The organism is Sulfurospirillum sp. MES (genome assembly GCF_000789415.1).
Classification (GTDB): Bacteria; Campylobacterota; Campylobacteria; order Campylobacterales; family Sulfurospirillaceae; genus Sulfurospirillum; species Sulfurospirillum cavolei.
In genome coordinates this window covers 1-17,985 of record NZ_JSEC01000012.1, presented here as the reverse complement: position 1 = coordinate 17,985, position 17,985 = coordinate 1, and the positions used below count along the sequence as shown (strand labels likewise).

The 17,985-nt window shown below is 48.1% G+C and carries 17 protein-coding genes; 5 read left to right on the top strand and 12 right to left on the bottom strand.

Annotated features, from left to right (window positions below):
- The first annotated feature begins 7 nt into the window (after positions 1-7).
- Positions 8-454 carry a hydrogenase 3 maturation endopeptidase HyCI gene (locus tag OA34_RS11510; RefSeq protein ID WP_039675494.1) on the top strand — a complete coding sequence of 149 codons (447 nt, stop codon included), beginning with the start codon at positions 8-10 and terminating at the stop codon, positions 452-454.
- Positions 455-457: 3 nt separating this feature from the next.
- On the opposite strand, the gene OA34_RS11505 is transcribed toward OA34_RS11510, so the two are convergent.
- Genes OA34_RS11505 through OA34_RS11475 form a run of 7 tightly spaced genes read right to left on the bottom strand, consistent with a single transcriptional unit; the run spans position 458 to position 7,546 of the window.
- The gene (locus tag OA34_RS11505; protein WP_039675492.1) at positions 458-1,219 is read right to left on the bottom strand and encodes an ABC transporter ATP-binding protein; all 762 of its coding nucleotides are present in this window, start codon (positions 1,217-1,219) and stop codon (positions 458-460) included.
- On the bottom strand, positions 1,212-1,640 hold the full coding sequence (locus OA34_RS11500) for an ABC transporter permease (protein ID WP_254376495.1): 429 nt from the start codon (positions 1,638-1,640) through the stop codon (positions 1,212-1,214). Before OA34_RS11500 ends, OA34_RS11505 begins: the two co-directional genes overlap by 8 nt.
- A 47-nt stretch (positions 1,641-1,687) precedes the next feature.
- Positions 1,688-4,696, bottom strand: a complete 3,009-nt coding sequence (locus OA34_RS11495) for a DUF5714 domain-containing protein (protein WP_286683016.1) — start codon at positions 4,694-4,696, stop codon at positions 1,688-1,690.
- Complete coding sequence (locus OA34_RS11490; RefSeq protein ID WP_039675490.1) at positions 4,674-5,330, bottom strand: TVP38/TMEM64 family protein; 657 nt, start codon at positions 5,328-5,330, stop codon at positions 4,674-4,676. Before OA34_RS11490 ends, OA34_RS11495 begins: the two co-directional genes overlap by 23 nt.
- Before the next feature lie 23 nt (positions 5,331-5,353).
- On the bottom strand, positions 5,354-6,445 hold the full coding sequence (locus OA34_RS11485; protein WP_286683015.1) for a (Fe-S)-binding protein: 1,092 nt from the start codon (positions 6,443-6,445) through the stop codon (positions 5,354-5,356).
- Positions 6,435-7,106, bottom strand: coding sequence for a TVP38/TMEM64 family protein (locus tag OA34_RS11480; RefSeq protein ID WP_039675486.1), 672 nt, complete (start codon positions 7,104-7,106; stop codon positions 6,435-6,437). The genes OA34_RS11485 and OA34_RS11480 overlap by 11 nt, the downstream gene beginning before the upstream one ends.
- Positions 7,106-7,546 carry a rhodanese-like domain-containing protein gene (locus OA34_RS11475; RefSeq protein ID WP_052435265.1) on the bottom strand — a complete coding sequence of 147 codons (441 nt, stop codon included), beginning with the start codon at positions 7,544-7,546 and terminating at the stop codon, positions 7,106-7,108. Before OA34_RS11475 ends, OA34_RS11480 begins: the two co-directional genes overlap by 1 nt.
- A 223-nt stretch (positions 7,547-7,769) precedes the next feature.
- On the opposite strand from OA34_RS11475, the gene OA34_RS11470 reads away from it, so the two are divergent.
- Genes OA34_RS11470 through OA34_RS11455 form a run of 4 tightly spaced genes read left to right on the top strand, consistent with a single transcriptional unit; the run spans position 7,770 to position 11,249 of the window.
- The gene (locus OA34_RS11470; protein WP_039675484.1) at positions 7,770-8,849 is read left to right on the top strand and encodes a phosphotransferase; all 1,080 of its coding nucleotides are present in this window, start codon (positions 7,770-7,772) and stop codon (positions 8,847-8,849) included.
- Entirely contained in the window at positions 8,831-10,150 is a 1,320-nt protein-coding gene (locus tag OA34_RS13795) for a TIGR04283 family arsenosugar biosynthesis glycosyltransferase (RefSeq protein WP_286683014.1), read from the top strand. The genes OA34_RS11470 and OA34_RS13795 overlap by 19 nt, the downstream gene beginning before the upstream one ends.
- Before the next feature lie 44 nt (positions 10,151-10,194).
- Positions 10,195-10,542, top strand: a complete 348-nt coding sequence (locus OA34_RS11460) for a CidA/LrgA family protein (RefSeq protein WP_039675482.1) — start codon at positions 10,195-10,197, stop codon at positions 10,540-10,542.
- Positions 10,539-11,249 (top strand): LrgB family protein, encoded by a 711-nt coding sequence (locus OA34_RS11455; RefSeq protein ID WP_039675480.1) that lies wholly within the window; start codon positions 10,539-10,541, stop codon positions 11,247-11,249. The genes OA34_RS11460 and OA34_RS11455 overlap by 4 nt, the downstream gene beginning before the upstream one ends.
- Positions 11,250-11,269: 20 nt before the next feature.
- On the opposite strand, the gene OA34_RS11450 is transcribed toward OA34_RS11455, so the two are convergent.
- The 5 genes from OA34_RS11450 to OA34_RS11430 all read right to left on the bottom strand — a co-directional run bounded on the left by OA34_RS11450 (position 11,270) and on the right by OA34_RS11430 (position 17,890).
- Positions 11,270-12,646: a type IV pili methyl-accepting chemotaxis transducer N-terminal domain-containing protein gene (locus OA34_RS11450; RefSeq protein WP_039675478.1), complete on the bottom strand. Its 1,377-nt coding sequence runs from the start codon at positions 12,644-12,646 to the stop codon at positions 11,270-11,272.
- A gap of 8 nt (positions 12,647-12,654) precedes the next feature.
- Complete coding sequence (locus OA34_RS11445; RefSeq protein WP_039675477.1) at positions 12,655-13,320, bottom strand: Crp/Fnr family transcriptional regulator; 666 nt, start codon at positions 13,318-13,320, stop codon at positions 12,655-12,657.
- A 17-nt stretch (positions 13,321-13,337) separates the two neighbouring features.
- A complete protein-coding gene (locus tag OA34_RS11440) occupies positions 13,338-13,988 on the bottom strand; it encodes a hypothetical protein (RefSeq protein WP_039675475.1) in 651 nt (216 codons plus the stop codon).
- Positions 13,972-16,362: a cytochrome c biogenesis protein CcsA gene (locus tag OA34_RS11435; RefSeq protein ID WP_039675537.1), complete on the bottom strand. Its 2,391-nt coding sequence runs from the start codon at positions 16,360-16,362 to the stop codon at positions 13,972-13,974. Before OA34_RS11435 ends, OA34_RS11440 begins: the two co-directional genes overlap by 17 nt.
- 226 nt (positions 16,363-16,588) lie before the next feature.
- Positions 16,589-17,890, bottom strand: a complete 1,302-nt coding sequence (locus tag OA34_RS11430; RefSeq protein ID WP_286683013.1) for an ammonia-forming cytochrome c nitrite reductase subunit c552 — start codon at positions 17,888-17,890, stop codon at positions 16,589-16,591.
- Between the last annotated feature and the right edge of the window lie 95 nt (positions 17,891-17,985).

Genomic DNA, 17,985 nt, shown 5'->3' with positions numbered 1-17,985 from the left:
AAGCGACGTGAAAAAAGCACTATTATGCATCGGAAACGAACTCAGAGGCGACGACGGCGTCGCCATTGCTCTTGGGAGGCTTGTCGAACAACGCCTCCCCTCGTGGACGGTCTTCTTCGGCTACGATACGCCCGAAAACGAATTTGCCGCTTTGCGCGAATTTCAACCCGACGTGATCGTCGTAGTCGATGCGATGAGCGGATTTAAAGAGGATAAAATCGAATTTATCGACCTCAGCGACGAGCGTACCTACGTCTACTCGACGCATAATCTGCCCACGCCGATTTTGATGAGTTATCTTCGAGAGATTTGCATTCAAACCATTTTTTTAGGTATTTGCGTGTTACTCGAAAACGTCTTGCATTTTAGCGAAGGGTTAAGCCAAAGTGCCCAGACGTCCGTTACCAAAGCGTTCGACAAACTTCAAGAACTCGACGCGATGCTTGAGGCTTAAAGCCTAGAGGGCTTTAGCCTCTTTCAAACGTCCCAAAATCGTTTCGTAAAGATGCTTGATTTTTAAGGAAGCGTTACGTTGTTCCTTGGGCGTTTGCGGCGTCACAACCTCTAAAATACGACCGGGTCGTCCGTGCATCAGCACCACTCTATCACCCAATAACAAAGCTTCGCGAAGCGAGTGCGTCACCAAAACCGCGCTAATGCGATTTTCGCTAAAAAAGCGCTGCATCGCTTCGTCCATCATCTCTCGTCCCACCTCGTCAAGCGCGGAAAAAGGCTCATCCATCAAAATGAGTTTAGACTCCATCGCAAGGGCACGTGCAAGTGCGGCTCGTTGTTTCATACCGCCCGAAATCTCTCGCGGATAGGCTTTCGCAAACGAAGCAATGCCCGTTTTTTCCATACATTCTTGGGCTTTTTCTCGCTTTTGATTTTTGGAAAGCGCGGTACGATGCAACGGTAAAATCACGTTTTCTTCGATGCTTAACCATACAAAAAGCCCCGAATCTTGCGGAATGAAACTGCGCGAATGATGCGGTGCGACAACGGCTTCGTCGCGGTGCAATACCGTACCGCTATTAGGCGTCTCAAACCCCGTAAACAGACGAAGCAAGGTCGATTTGCCGCAACCGCTCTCGCCTACGATAGAGATGCATTCTCCTACATGTAACGTCAGATCGATCTTTTGAACGGCAACGACGCAACGGTTTTCATGGGCTAAAAAATAGGCTTTGCTTAAACCTTCGGCTAAGAGTTCAACCATTGCCTACCCGCTGTAAAATTTTCTTTTCCAAAACCCTAAATCCCCATTTTTCCGCAACGATTCCCACCGCACAGATCAAGCCGATGGAGATAAACACGACTTCAAAATCAAGCGACCAACGCGATGGGATAATGGCATAGCCCAGCCCCACGCTACTGCCGACGACCATCTCCGCCGCGATCAATACGCGCCAACCGATAGCCAGTCCCAAACGAAGTCCCGTTAAGATCGGCAAAGCGCATAAGGGCAGGATGAGCGTAAAAAAAAGTCGAAACGAAGAGAGGTTCATCATCTTTGCCATGGAAAACGTTTGAGCGGGAATCGAATGAAGTGCTAATGCCGTGTGCATAAAAATCAGGGGAAACGCGCTCATCGCGATCATAAAAAGCGTCGCTCTCTCGCCGATACCGAACAAGAGCATCGCGAAAGGAATCCATACGCGCTACGCCATCTTAACCCACAATTATCCTAAAATATCGGGCACTTTTTGCCGTAGCAATACGCATTAAATTTCTTCTGGTCACACTTCGTCTGCTCTTCCGCCAAAAGCCTGACATGTAAGAAATTTTCCGACAAGGAAGAGGCGATCGTGAGTGCCGTCCAGACTTCTCGGTTGCAGCAGCGCGCCGCTTCGTATTCGGCAATTTTGCCCAAAACCGCATGCGTTACTTTTTGCGCTTGAGAACGTGCCGTTTTTGCCACGGGCGAGGCTTCCAGCAAAATCGCAAATCCGATTCCCACACCCGCCGCCGCGCCGCACATTCCTAAAAATCCGCACGCGCCTCCGATCACGCTTGAACCCCTCGAAAGAGCCGTTTTGAGCGCATTTTCGGGAAGTTTACCGCCGCTATTGCGATAAGCGGTCACAATGATGGCAGGTACCATCGCATGGTGTTCTGGACCGTGTTTGGGAATGCTCGGATGCGCCCTGATCTGCTTAAAAAGCTTTAACATGTCGCGTTCTTGAGAGCTTCGGCACAAATGCTCGATAACCGCAAGTGCGTCTTTAGCGTGGCAAGCGTCGCACACGTAGTGCCCGTTTTCACATGTCACGCTACTTAGATGTACGCTATGACAATAATGGCACGCGAGCTCTTGCTCCGTCGTTTCATAGTGCAAAGGTGCTTTACAGACCATACAATCGTGCGCGGCTTTAGGTGCTATGAGCCCAAAACTTTCCGCAGCAAGGCTTTCTAAAGGTCGTTTCGATTCCGGAGGGAGCGCACAGTTGCAAGCACCGCCTTCTTGATTGACGATGTTACCCTCTGCGTCGAAACAAAATAAAACGCTTTGCAATGCCTTTGCCGTACGGGCTCGAACTTTGGTTTTAACGCCTTTGTAAAGGACGATACCCTCTTCGAGGATCAAACGCTCTCCCTCACCCTTGTACATCACGTCGACGTACGTTTCATGCGAGGGTTTGTACGCTTCAAAACTCAACGAATAAAAAGGATGCCCTTGCACTTCGCGGTAAAAAAAGCGTTTCACTAAACGAACGTTCGTAAAACCGCTCTCGGCAAGTAAACCCGTTAAATGCGTTTGGCTCAAAGCGCCCGCGATGCACTCGCCGCCGAGTGTGGCGTCGTTTTTAATACCCGCACTCGCTTCTTCGTCGCACACGACGTCCGAAACGACGAGCCTTCCGCCCTCTTTTAAAACGCGAAAGATTTGTGCGAAGAGTTTGCGTTTGTGCGTAGAGAGATTGAGCACGCAATTGGAAGTTACGACGTCGACGCTGGCATCTTCTAAGGGTAAGGCTTCCAAATAGCCTTGATAAAACGATAGATTGTCGTATCCGAGGTTTTGGGCGACCGCTTTTGCGCCCTCTTGGGCGATACGCAACATCGAGGGAAGCATATCGACGCCGATAACGCGTCCGTTTTTTCCCACGAGTTTGGAAGCGATGAAGCACTCCACGCCTCGACCCGAACCTAGATCGAGCATCGTCTCGCCCTCTTTTAAATCGGCTTCGAGAATCGGACTGCCGCAACCGTAGCCTCGAAAGCGCAACGCCTCGGGAATATGTGAGAGTAACGCCGCATCGTAGCATACGGGATTTAAAATATCCTCTTTATCTTCCAACGCCGCATCATGGTAAAACGCTTTAACGATGCGAAGCGATTCGCTTTCTCCGGTGGCGATCATACAATTCGCATGCGTGTGCGCCACCCCCTCATGCGCGCCGCAAGTGTACAAAATGTCGCCCATTTCCAAACACAAACCGGCTTTTTTCGGTTCGTACGAAGCCGCCTCGGCAAGCATCATTTCCATCGCCAAAGCACGCATTAAAGGCTCATAAGGATCATCGCCCATCAAAGTTCGGGCATGATTGAAACTATGATCCAAATCGCCGCCTCCCAATAAAAACCGTAACGGCGTTTTCAAATCGACGACGGAACTTCGGGCGATGCGTTCGGCCGTCTCGCTTTTCAAAGCTTCGGCAATCGTATCGCCTCGCATCACCAATTCGCATTCCCCAACGGTTGCCGCACTCGGATAAAACCGTCCGTCATAGCCTAAAGCCACGGAACTGCGTCCGGAACTCGAACCGTCGTGAACCGTGCCTTTGGGGGCAAAAATTTGGGTTTTTAACGCTTCAAAATTGTCGATCGTAACGCCGTGTTCGCATGCGTACATGTAAGCTTTGAGTAACGCTTCCAACAGTACGTCCGTCGGCACGATAGGAGTGTCACTCCCGCGTCCGTGCACAAAATACCATAACAGATGCAGATGCGTCGCTCCCGCATTTTTCGTCGTATCGATCAGGCCTAAAAGCGTATGAAGGTTTTGGGGATGAACGCAAAAAGAGAACGAAAACGCATACGCGTTGTCTCGAAGCCATGCCGCGTTACGCAAGACCTTGGCAAACGTACCTTTACCTCGAAGCGCGTCGTGTTCGGCTTCCAGTCCGTCTACGCTGATTTGAAACAAAAGACGTTTGGAATCATACGAAGCGGCTGAAAAAACTTTTTGCACCAAAACGCCGTTTGTAAGGACAACGACGTTCGTCGCTTCGTAGTTCAAAATCGTCTCGATCAGCTCTAAAAAGCGCGGATGCACCAAAGGTTCGCCGCCGGTAACGATAAACAAACGACACCCGAGCGCATACGCTTCTTGCAGATGTTTTTGAATCGTTTCAAAGGCTAACATGTCACTCTCTTCGGGCGAAGAACTAAACAGACAATGCTTACATGTCAGATTGCATCGGTTGGTCAGGTGAATCCAAAATTCCGCTAGAGCGGGGGCTTTCGTTTCGTACTTAGGACGATAAACGCGCGGATTGGGTAGGGCGATACGTTTTTGAAAATGCACGTCGCCTTGTTGCAGTAAAAAGTCGGCTTCGGCATTGGGAATAAACCAATCGGCACCGTGCTCGTAGACGTAGATCGCACGGTTTTTATACGCAATTTTTTGCCATGAAGCCTTAAAATCGTTCATCTCTTCACGGATCGTTTCAGTGTAACTCACGGGTCTCATACCTCTTCACTCGTTTTTGAACATAGCCTCGAAGGAGCATCGAGACAATGACTAAAAGAACCATCAACGCGATACTCATCCAAAAATCCGTCGTACCGAACGCTAAAGTTTTTGCGCCGATATTGGCATAGACGAATACGCCGGGCATCATACCTAAAAATGTCGCAAAGAAAAAATCGCGGTAGCGAATCGTCGAAAAACCCGCCGAATAGCTGATGATGTTAAACGGAACCAATGGCACCAAGCGCAACAGTAAAATCATCAAAAAACCGTGAGACTGTACACTGCGATGAAAATGAATCAGCTTCTCGTTCGAGAGCTTTTCATGCATCTTTTTGCCGTACCAACGGGCAAGGAAAAACGACAACGACCCGCCGCAAAGCGCACCGACGATAATGTAAACGCTGCCTATCGTAAAGCCGAAAATGAGTCCGCCCGCCAACGCTAAAATCCCGTCGGGAAAAAATACGAGCGGCGCTAACGTAAAGAGTACAATAAAAATCAGCGGCGCATACATACCGAAGCTCAAAACGAACGCCTTAATCGCTTCGACTTGTTCAAACGAGAGAATACCGCTTCGGTAGAAAAAAAACATTAAAAGCCCGAACGCCAAAAAAAGAAGTGCTTTTTTCATGGAAAATCCTTTTCAAAACGCGCTTACAAGCGTTCGATCATACGACGTGAACGGTAACGGTTGTACCACTTTTTAAGAACGCCTTGCTTGGCTTGACGCTTGAGGCGATGCGGCATAAAGATAAAGTCCAACAGATGAAGCCCGTTTTTGCCGCCTTTGCTCATCGACTCGGCGCAACTTTGGCAGTAGCTCACGATGCTTTCGCATTGCGTTTGAGCGGCTCTGCTTTGCATCTGCGCTTGGGCAAGATGCGGCGCGCTCAGTTCCATCATACCTCCGCTTCCGCAACACTGCGTTTTATCGCGGTTAAATTTGAACTCTTCAAACGAAAGACCGATCGTATGCATTAAAGCCCTCACGTCCTCTTGTAATGCGCTCTCAAAGCGCGTGGGACAAGGATCGTGCAGAGCAACCGCATCGTACGAACGGTAGCGATCGATCGCGGTTTTGGGAACGCCGATCTCGTTTAAAAGCGAATAGAGCGATACGATCGTGATATGCGGCGAATGGTTTTTGATACTCATATAGCAATTTTCGCATGCCGTGACGACCGTCGTCGCTCCCATTGCGGCAAGGTCGCTCTCCAAGCGCGATCGGTAGATGTGAAACTGTGCCGTATCGCCCATCATCCGCGTGGGCGTACCGCAACACTGTTGAATGATGCCGATACCGGGCAATTGTGAACGCAAATAATCGAAAACCGTATAAATCAGCGAAGGCGAGTACGAAGCAAGGGCGCATCCGGGCATAAACGCCATATGCCTATACGCTCCAGCCGTAAACGATTTGAGCGTTGAAAAACGTTTTGAAAAACTCTGTTTTTGGTGAAACATGACCGCACCGTAACCGTATTTTTTCAAAACCTTTTGATCGGCGGCGTAGTGTTCTTTCGTGCCTTGAAAGAGTGCCCCAAAATCAATATCTTTCGGGCACACGTGCGCGCACAAACCGCACGACGCACACGAAAATGCCGTTGCTGAGCTCGGTTTTTCGCGCGTAAAGCGAAGCAGTAAATTTTTAGGCGAATCGGTGTGCGCGTACAGCATCGGACACCCTTTCATGCACGCCTTACAGTCCAAGCACGTTTCAAGATACTGCGCAATCTTAGCGTCCACGATACACCCGTTGGATGAGATAGACCAAAATCGTCACGGAAAAAAGAATCAACAAGCCGTACACGAACGTTCTCGCCCCGCCCGTTAACATCTCTCCGGCATACGAATACACGAGCGTCGCCGGTAATTGCCCGATGCCCGTAGCGATCACAAACGAGCTAAGGCGCATCGACGTCAACCCCGCGGCGTAACTGACCACGTCAAAAGAGATAAACGGAAGCAATCGCGCAATCAAAATCGCGTACACGCCGTGTTTTTCAAAAAAAGCGTCCACGCTTTCCAACGCCATCTTCGAGGTTAGTTTTTCGACGACTTCGCGCCCTAAAAATCGAGCGATGTAAAAACACAAAAGCGCGCCCGCCATCGCACTCGTCCACGAAAGTGCCGCACCCCAAAGCCAACCGAACAACGCCGCATTGGCAAAGGTAATGAGAAACGCCGGCAAAGGTGCCATGACCGATTGAAACACCATCAGCGCAAACGAAATCAACGGTGCCCAAACCCCGAACGATAAAATATACGCCTTAATCACTTCCAAATCGAGCCCTTGAAAAAGCGCGATCCAGCCTAAAAACAGTGCACGAGAGCTGGGAAGCACTATTAAGGCGATGAGAACGATACCGCTTAAAAGCAGTACCGCCCGTTTGTGCATTCGCGTCATTATTTGTCTAACACGTCTTTAATTTTATCTCTCGGCCATTCGTATTGACCGCCTTTAAGCGTAAAGAGTTGCTCTTTTTTGAGCCCTTTTTCCAAGTAAAAATCATACGCTCTATCGGCTCCTCCGCCGCCTCTTGGGCAGACGATGACCACTTTTTGATCGGGTTTAATGTTCGGCAAAAGCTCCGCTAAACGTGCTTTTTCCGCATCGGTTTTAACCGGATAGGCATACGTTGAAATAGCACCTTTGAGATGTTCCTCTTCAAAATCGGGTTTTTCTTGAATGTCGACTAACACGAGTTTGGAAGCGTCCTCACGCATCAACTTTGCCGTTTCGTCGGCGGTAATGTAGTTGTATTTGGCATTTTCTTTGACTTTACCGCCGCAACCAAGCGTCAACAAAGCCGTCAATACCACTGCGCTTATCGCGAGTATTTTCATGGATTACTCCTTTAGGAAATGACATGTAACGAACCTAAAGTGGGAAGTATGACAAAGAAGAGCACAAAGGAGGTCATGTCTTTTTTGATGTACGCTTAAGCCTTAAGCCGTTACATGATGTGGTACAATGATAAACTTTTGTAACTTACAACGAGGTTAAATCGGTCAACGTTTCTTGACTGATTTAAAAAGTGCCGTTGTTTTAAAAGGAGCGTTCTCTCGTATGACAGTTGAAGATATTGCGCGTTACGTAGCCGCGCAAAGCGTTTTAGGGAAAGTATTAAAGCACGATCGTTACGATGTTTATGAAATCGGCGGAGGTAATTTAAATTTTATCTTTCGTGTACAAGGCGTATCCGGAAATTCGTTGATTATCAAGCATGCGCCGCCTTACCTTCGTATGCTAGGAGAGACGTTTGCCTTGACGCAAGAACGTATCTGCGCGGAGATGCATACGATGCGTTATTTTCAAACCGTCGCGCCTTCGTACGTACCGCACGTTTACCTGTGCGACGAGGAGCGTTTCTGCTTTGCCATGGAAGATTTGCGGGAGTTTCGTTTGATGCAAAACCGCTCCGACGTGCCGCTTTGCATTTACGAAAAACTGGGCGATTTTTTAGCTTTGCTTTTTTTAAATACGCCGCCGCCTCGTTTGGAGGGTTATTACGAGAACGCGGCGTTGAAGCGTATCAGCGACGAGTATATTTTTTGCTTTCCCCACATCGCCGATCATCCCGCCCTCGTTCGCGTTCCCTACTTCACGCCGCGCCCGAAAAGTCGGCATTTCGAGGCGACGATCGCTTGGCTTAGGACGCGTTTTTTAGAAGCCAAAGAGCACCTTTTACACGGTGATTTGCATACGGGATCGGTCATGAGTGATGGCTGCGATCTCAAAATCATCGATGCGGAGTTCGCCTTTTTCGGTCCTTTGGGATTTGACGCGGGTGTTTTGATCGCACACATTCTTTTTGACGAGATTCATGCCTATTGTAGCGATCAAGCAGTGCACTACACAAAACGCATACAAGCCTTGTTTCGCGGTTTTGAGGCGCGTGCGCACACCGTCTCGTTAGCGTTTTTACGCGAAAGCGTCGGTTTTTGCGGTGCGGAACTGTACCGTCGCTTGCTCGTTCCGGCGAAAGCCAAGCCGCTCGAAGCCTTACCGAACGTATCGCAAAAAGCCCAAGCGTATGCGTTAAGCGAAACCTTGGCGATCGATTTGGTCGAAGCATGCTTACATGTAGAATCGCTTGAAGATTTTCTCGCACGCGTGGAGCGTCGTTTATGCCCAAAAACGCGCTAATTTATTTTCTCAAAGCCCCCAAGGAAGGCGACGTCAAAACGCGCCTTGCGAAAAGCATCGGCACCCAAGCGGCGACTCGATGCTACACGCTTTTGTGCGAACGGCTTTTAAGGCTTGAAGTCGACGGAACCGTCGATCGTTTCATCGCTTACGGCGACGCACAGCACACTATGCCTCCGTTTGAAGGCTCTTTCGGTCTTTTTTTTCAAGAAGGCGAAGGCTTGGGAGCACGCATGCAAAACGCGTTTCGGCACTGTTTTGCGCAAGGCTACGAGCGCGTCGTTTTGGTCGGAGCGGATATTCCCGACGTCGACGCGCCGCTTTTAAACGAAGCGTTTGATGCGCTTTCTTTACACGATGCGATTTGCTCACCGACGTATGACGGCGGCTATTACCTCATCGGCTTTCACGCAACGACCTTCACGCCCAAAGCATTTAAGCATATCGTCTATTCGCAAAGCGACGTTTTTGCCAAAACGCTCGATGCGCTTTTTCCTCTTGTGGTCGCTCAAGGCAAAACGCTTCACGACCTCGATACCTTGGACGACCTCAGAGCCCTTGCCTTTAAAGCCTCTTTTGCGTTTCATACCTACGCGCAAACGCTCTTAAAAACACTCCCGCGTATCAGCGTCGTCTTGCCCGTGTATCGCGAAGATGAGCGGTTACGAAAGATTATTGCTCAAACGCGTCAACGAGCGCAAACGGCTTCCGTCGAAATCATCGTCGTCGACACCGATGAGAGAACCACCGTCGATGCCGTGGCATTGGAAAACGTTCGCATCGGACTTAGCCGACAAGGGCGTGCCGCGCAGATGAACGAAGGGCTTTTAATGGCACAAGGAGAAATCGTGCTGTTTTTACACGCGGACACGCTGCTTCCCGACGCTTGGGATCGTTTGGTCGAAGAAACCTTACATGTCGTTTGCGCGGGAGCGTTTTCATTGGCGATCGACGATGCGCATCCGTGGTTTCGTTTCATCGAAAACGCCGCCAATCTCCGCGCAAAGCTGACACGCGTTCCCTACGGCGACCAAGCCCTCTTTTTTTCGACGCCGTTTCTACGCGAACAAGGCGGTTTTGCCGACATTGCGTTGATGGAAGACGTGGAGATCATGCGACGCCTCAAAAGGCAACATGTACCGATCGTCATACGAAGCGAAACGGTGTTGACCTCTTCGCGAAGATGGCATCAAGAAGGCTTTGTGTACACGACGCTTCGCAACCGCGTTTTAAGCTTTTTATTTTGGCTAGGCGTCTCTCCGAAGCGTTTCATCAAACGCTATCAAGCACATCGGGACTAAATTTTGTATAATAATCTTTTTTCATACCACCCTTTAGGAACGCCATGTTACACGGTATCTTGACCCTTTTGCTCTTTCAATTTACGGGAGAGTGCATCAGCAAACTTTTTGAGCTTAAAATCCCAGGCCCTATCATCGGTATGGTCTTACTCTTGCTTTTTTTAGTCATCCGCAAGGGAAGCTTTCACGCGCTTGACAATGCCGTATTTTGGTTGTTGCGCTATTTGCCGTTGTTTATTATCCCAGCCGCGGCGGGCATCATCACACAGGTCGAGACGATTTCAAACGAACTGTTTGCCATTCTGGCTTCCTTGATTGTAGGCACGTTTTTATCGCTCGCTTTTAGCGTGAAACTGATGGATATGTTAATTTCAAAAAAGGAAGAGCGATGAATGTCGATGCGCTCATGGCGTATATCACGAGTACGCCTTTAACGTGGATTATCGTCACGATGAGTGCGTATAAAGTGGGGATTTTGATTTACGAAAAAACGGGTAAACATGCGTTATTACAGCCTATTGTGATCGCGTATGTCATTATGCTTCCCATTCTGATTATCGCGCACATTCCTTACAAACAGTATTTTGAATCGGTCAGCATTTTGCACTTTTTTCTAGGACCTGCTACGGTGGCACTTGCGCTTCCCTTGTACAAAAATCTCAAACTGATTCATGCATACCTTTTGCCTATTTTCATCACGCTTTTTGTCGGTGGGATTTTTACGATTTTAAGTGCTGTGGGTATTTTATGGCTTTTGGGTGCTTCCAAAATTACGATGCTCTCGATGACCACCAAGTCCGTCACCGCTCCCATTACGCTCATCACCGCGCACGACATCGGAGCCAATGCCTCTTTAGCCATCGGATTTGTCGTCATCACGGGACTTTTGGGAGCCCTTTTTGGCACGTTTATTTTTAAGCTGTTGCGCATCAAACATGACGCCGCCAAAGGCTTCGCGCTCGGACTCATCTCCCACGCCGTAGGAACGGCTAGAGCCTTTGAGATCAGCGAAAACGCCGCCGCCTTTTCCGCCTTGGCGATGGGACTCGTGGGCGTTTTTATCGCTGTTTTCTTGCCGATCGTGACCCAGTTTTTATAGCTTACATGTAAGCATTAAGCTTACTCGCTTTTTTTGCCCTCCGTCGTGCCGTTTTCGACCATTTGGTTGAGGCTACGTTTGAGCTTTTGAAGCATTTTATTGACGTGAATGAGGTTTTCCGCCGATTGGATCGCGATGTCTTCGGTGGCGTTGACGTTTTTATCGAATGTCTTTTTTTCGTTTTCGTCGATGCCCATACCCTCAATTGCATCTTCGACCTCTTCGGCGATTTGCTGGAGTTGCGACACGGCGTTTTCGGCTTTTTTAAGCGCGTCTTCGCTCTCTTGCATCGCGAGGTTGACCTTTTGCACGAATTGGGAGATGTGCGTGGAAGCTTCTTGAAGCTCGTCTTCGCTGTTGGAAGAGAGGTTGAGATGGTGTTTCGTGACGACGTTAACGTCGCCTTGCGCCAACTCTTTGGCTTTTTGCACAAAACCTTCCAGATGCTCGATGACCTCTTTGGTCATCACGAACGCATAGAGGATAATCACCAAACCGATCAACAAGCCGATGTATTGGAACTTTAAGAAAAGATCGTTTTTATGTTCGCTATGGTCGGTATAGAGCCATACCGCCTCGTCCATCGCGTTTAAAAGCTGAATATTTTTTTCGTAAATATACGCAAGGTGTCGGTTGATCTGTGTCTCTTTTTCGATCAAACGATCTAAAAAGACGACGTACTCTTCCCAATACGCGTTCGTCTCTTTCACGACTCCGTAGACTTTCGGATCGTTTTGCACGGCAGGATCGTTCAAAAAGCCTTTGATCGTCTTATCGTACAAGGCTTTGGCGTCGGCGTAAATAACCAAGTCTTGCGCGTTTGCCATTCGCAAATAGCGGTTGGCGTACAGTCCCATACGTTGAGAGAGCATACGTTGGCGACCCGAAAGATCGATATGCACGTTACTCAAATTGGCAGCGACCATACGTTGCACGACCGCATCGGAGAGAAACAAAAGTTTTTCGATGCGCGGCGTTAAAACCTCGGTATCCAAACGAATCGACTCAATGCCGCTTTTCAAGGCTTCGACCTCTTGTTTAAAAGGCTTCCAATACGCCATCACCTCTTCGAGTTTGGCTTGGATTTTCTCGTTTTGCGGCGCGTAAATGCCTTTGGCGTCGTTGCCGTAAAGCAGATCGTTCAGACTGTTTTCAAAAAGCCCGACCGCGGTGTTGAGTTCACGAAAATCATTCCCTTGACGATGCACGATAAAGAAGACTTCTTTGCTCATTTTTTGCGAAAGCATACGCTGTTTGCCGGCGATGTTGATGATATAAGAGTCTTTTTTGCTCATCTGATTCATCATCACGGTTAACGAGATAATGGCGATAATGACGAACGAGAGCAGGCCTCCGGCGAGCTTCATTTTGGTGCTGATGGTTTTAGGTTTGATCATCGTTTTGCCTATTCGTAAATGTCTTTAAGTTCTTGAGCGTTCAAAATAACGACGTTGTTTTTGTCGATTTCGATCACACCGTTACGCGTCAGTTTGTTTAAAATACGCGAAAGCGTTTCGGGTTGAATGTGCAACATGTAAGCGATTTCATGCTTTTTGAGGGCATTGAACGTCTCTAGATCGTTGATCAACATGTGCGCGACTTTCGCCGTTCCGTCAAACACGACGTCGCGGCTAATAATACACTGCATTTGCTGAATCATCTTAAAGGACTCTTCGAGGATTTTGGTCATAAGGCGATGGTTCGTGTAGATCATCTCGCGAAACGGCGCGCTTTGAATGCTTAAAACCGTGCTGTTTTCTAAAAATTCGGCATTGGCGTAACAACTGATAAAAAAGCTATCGATGAGTTTTGAGACGTTGAAAATCAACGATTTGGAGAAAAGTTTGTACAAGAAAATCTCGTTTTCGAAACGATCGACTTTGTAAAATTTAACCGACCCGTCGATAATATAATACACCGCGTCTTTACTGTCTTTCTCGTAAAAAAGAACGTCGCCTTTTTGGTACTGCTTGACCCCGCTAAACTGCGCGATTTTTTCGATGTCGCCCTCTTCGAGCGACTGAAAAATCGGCAAATGAGCGATTAAGGCGGCATGTTCGGTTAATGCCATCTGCGACTCTTTGGGTGTTATTTTGTAAACGTTGCGTTTTCAACGATTATCTTATAAATATACCCCGAACCGAAATTTTTGTCAACGGCAACCATACCCGTCGCGGTCACGATATCACCGACTTTGGGCAATTCTTGAGACGTAAAAACGATGCGTCCGACTTCACGGTTCACGCCCGTACCGTCTTGGATGTGAATCCAATTGCGTCCTAAAATCGCGGAAGAGGCTTTGACGACTTTGCCACGAATCGTAACGCTTTTACCGCTCAATTGCGTTCGTTGTTCCCACGCCTCTTTCACGCTGAGCGTACCGTTTTGCCGATAAGGCGATACTTCGACGTACGCATTGATCAACGCAAGATTCCCCGCTTCTTGAACGTGGGTGCGGTATTGAAGATTGGAAGCGAAGACCAACTCGTCAAACGTTCGACCCAACGCCTTACTTTCAAAATTTTTAGCCTTCATCTCCTCTTGGAAACGGACTTCCGTACCTCTCTCGAGCGAAACGCCCTCAACCGCGATCCAATACCGTTTTTTCGTATCGTCGATCTGCAAGTAGGTGTAACCGCCGCCTTGCATCACGTCGACGACGACGCCTTCGTAAATATCGCCCGCGTGGAGTCCGACGCAACAGGCAAGTGCGGCTAAAATGCTATACAATAGTTTCATGATCTTCCTTCTTTAAAGTTTTATGAGGATACGACGCGACGATCAACGCTAAAATTCCCGCAAGGCAGGCGTACACCCAAAAGGGCACGGGAACCGGATCGCCCGAAGCGTACGAATGTTTGCCCGCCAAATAAAAATTGACGCCGAAATACGTCATCACGATCGCGCTAAATCCTAAAAGCGATAAGACGGCAAAGAGATACGGTGAGTAGAGCTTGGGAAGAAGCCTGACATGTAAGATGATCGTATAGACGATAATCGAAATATACGCCCACGTCTCTTTAGGGTCCCAACCCCAATACCGACCCCACGATTCGTTCGCCCATACGCCGCCTAAGAAATTGCCGATAACCAAAAGGCTCAACCCGATAATCAAGGTAATTTCGTTGATCAGCGTGAGGTGTTTGATGTGGCGAACAATCGATTCGGAAGGCTTACATGTAAAGAGAATGAGCGTGAAAAAACCCAGCGCGCATCCCAAAGCCAAAAAGCCGTAACTAGCGGTAATGATCGACACGTGAACGGAGAGCCAAAAGGATTTTAGCACCGGAACCAAGTTCGTAATTTCCGGGTCGATGTGCCCCAAATGCGCCGTAAACATAAAAATCGCCGCCATCATTACCGATCCGGCAAGCGCGAACATAAAGCGGCGCAAAAAGAGCATGCAAAACAGCAGACACGACCACGCGATGTAAACGATGGATTCGTACGTATCGCTAAAGGGCGCGTGCGCACTGACGTACCAGCGCAACGCCAAGCCGAGCGTATGCAAGACAAAGAGCGCGACAACGACGCCAAAAAGCACGCGATCAAACCGACATGTAAAGAATTTCGGCGCAAAAACGCGACCGAACGCAACGCATAACAACAAACATCCCACCGCCATATACGCAAGCGTTAAACGCTCGAAAAGCATCAGTTTATTGTAAAAAATTTCCACGTTGATGTGCGTCTTTGAGGGCATGACGTCCGCGCCGTATCGGTTTTGAAACCGCGTAAACGTGTCGACATGTAAAAGTGCTTTGTCGTAATCGCGCGCAAACAACGCTTCGATAAAGGCGGTCGAACTCTCCTGCAAAGCCTGTGATTCTTCGACGTTAATTTGCGCAAACATCTGCTCAAAAGCAACCCACGTACGGTGTGCGTCGTTTGGAATCGGGAAAATCTTAAACAAAACGCCTTGGTAAAGCATAAAAGCGATGCTCAAACGCTCGTCCGTTTTAATCAAATCGTTCTCGTAAACGCCCCGATGCGAAGGTTTCATCTCCAACGCTTTTTGAAGTTCGGTTTCGAGTTTGTAGCGGTATCCGTCAAAAAAATCGTCAAAAGACGCCAGTTTTTGATCGCTCGCAATCCCGATCAATGCACGAAGTTTAGGCGTTTTTGTTTGAATCATCGCCTGTTTTTTCCATAAACTCGGATGCGAGAGCATGCCTAACGAAATTTGCGTCGGGCTCATACCCTCAAGCGTACTTTTACCGCTTAGTTTGTAGAGCACTTCTTGTGCCAAAGTATCAAACGGTTTCATGCGTCCCATGCGCGACTGCACGACGACTTTCCCAAAAGCGTTCGCGACCTCAAGGCTCTTTTCTCGATGCTCGTTCAAATAGTTTTGCACGTAGTCGCTTTGCGAAAAAAGCGGTATTTGAGTGCTTAGAAGCAGCAAAACGAGGCTTAACATACTTTTTTGGGCGTGTGCGATGAGGATTCTAAAACGCGATTTGGGATCGAACAAATTTAAAATCAAACCCAAAAACAACAAAGCGTATCCGATGTAAGTCACTTCCGTGCCGGGGTCTTTGGTCACCGAGAGGATCGTTCCTTTTTCGTCGGGATCGTAAAAAGTTTGAAAAAATTTGTAGCCTTTATAGACCAACGTACGGTTCATCGCAATCGTATCGTCGAAGCGTCGATCGCCGTCGATTACCGTGACGTTGCTCTCATACGACGAGGGCGCGGAGCTTCCGTAGTAACGTTCCAAAACGAAATCGTTGAGTTTTAAAGCAAAAGGAAGTTGGATGATGTCGCTTTTTTCATTCGAGACGATAAAATCGACCGTGGCGTTTTCACGAATTTTCATCACCCCCTCAACGCCGAAATAGCGCGTCAATCCCGCACCGAGGAGAATCACGATCAACGCAACGTGAAAGAGAAATTTGGCACGATGCACAAGGTACATTCGCGTACGCGCTAAGACCGACGCGAGGTTTAAACACGCCGCGGCAAGCAACGCTTCGTACCACCACGTATTGTAGACGTACATGCGTGCGCTTGCCGTACCGAAATCGTTTTCGATAAACGTCGCCGCCGCCGCTCCCAACGCAAGAAAGCTTAAAAGAAAAAGCATGGTTTTGTACGAGCCTAATATCTTCATCAACACGAATTTGCCTTTATGGGATACGAAAATAGCTTCGACGTAAGCGGCTTTAGTATAACATAAAAGACGAAGGGGAAGACCCCCTTCGTTTCAAAAGTCGAGTTCATTAAGAACTCTCTCATACGCTCTGAAAGCAAAGCTTCCAGAACTACGTTAACACTGGGTAATCCTTGGCGGAAAGCCCTCGCACCTACGGTGCTTTTCTGTTGATGCTAACAGAGTATTACTTCTTATTCCACGAAGATTTACCGTTATCGATCGTATCGACATCTTTGTAAAGCTCAGGGTTGGCTCTACCTTTGGCTTTCGCCTCTTTTTTCCACTCTTGTTCCAACGTTTGTTTGAACTTCATTTTTTCGGCTGAAAGTGCTGCCATATCGACTTTTGCTAAAGATTGCGCTTTGGCTTTGGTATCGAAATCCGGAGCGATATAGTCCATCACGCCGTGTTTAGCAAGTACGCCGACCAATTTGATGCGCGCTTTTTGAGCATCGTCGCTACCTGCGGCAAGTAAACGTAAGGTCTCTTCGGGAGCGTGGAAGAAGTTTCCGTGACCCGCGATCGCCATATCGACTTTAAATTGACCGTGGCGAATGAGTTTACGAATCTCTTTAAGCTCGTCGTCATTAGCACCCGCTTCGATCGCTTTTGCCGTTTCAAGGTGTGCTTTTGCCAAGTTGTCCAATGCGACTTTATTGAGGAACTCTTTACGCTCGTATTTTTGATGAACGATGCCTTTAAGTTTCTCTTCGCTCTCTCTATGGCAGTTCATACATGTACGATCCATCGCTTTAAGCGGGTTCATCAAGACTTGGTGATCGGAGTATTTAACCGCACCTTCTTGCGTATAAGGCATATGACAGTCTGCACATGAAACGCCTTTTTGTCCGTGAATTCCGGTTTTCCAGAACTCGTAATCGGGGTGTTGCGCTTTGAGCATCGGTGTTTTAGAAAGGCTATTCGTCCAGTCGGAGAAGCCGATTTTGTCGTAGTATTCGATCATCCCTTCAACGCCGGCATTTCCCTCTTTACCGATACCGTTATGCCATGGATAAGTCACGACCATCGCCGTTTTTGCATCGCCTTTAGCGTCTTTCCACTCTGTTTTTTGGAAGTAATACTCAACGTGGCATTGCGCACAAACGAGTGAGCGTTTTTCTTGATGCGTTGACTCTTCAAAAGTTTTTAACCCAGCGGCTTGAAGTGCACGATTGAGTTGAGGAACACGGACTTTGAGTTGCGCCGTTTTGTCGTCATGGCAGTTGGCACAACCAATCGTGTTGACGATTTGTGAACCGTATTTTGCCCATTTACCCGTAAAGAACTCCAATTCGCCGTCTTCTTCGATCAAACGAGGAACGTCCGGAGATTTACATGTCCAACATGCCGTAGGAAGCGGTCCTGTTTTAGCATCCACAGGAGCACCCGTACGAAGGGTATTGATATTGTCTTGCAACGCGTAATAGTGACCGCGCGGTGAATTATAGTCTTGTGAGCCACTTGCAGATTCCCACAAACAACCCATAATTTAAGCTAATTTAAATTTTAAAAAGCCTTTTGAAATCATGTAAATGTTATAATTTTTTACCACAAAAATAATACAAAACATCAATCAAATAG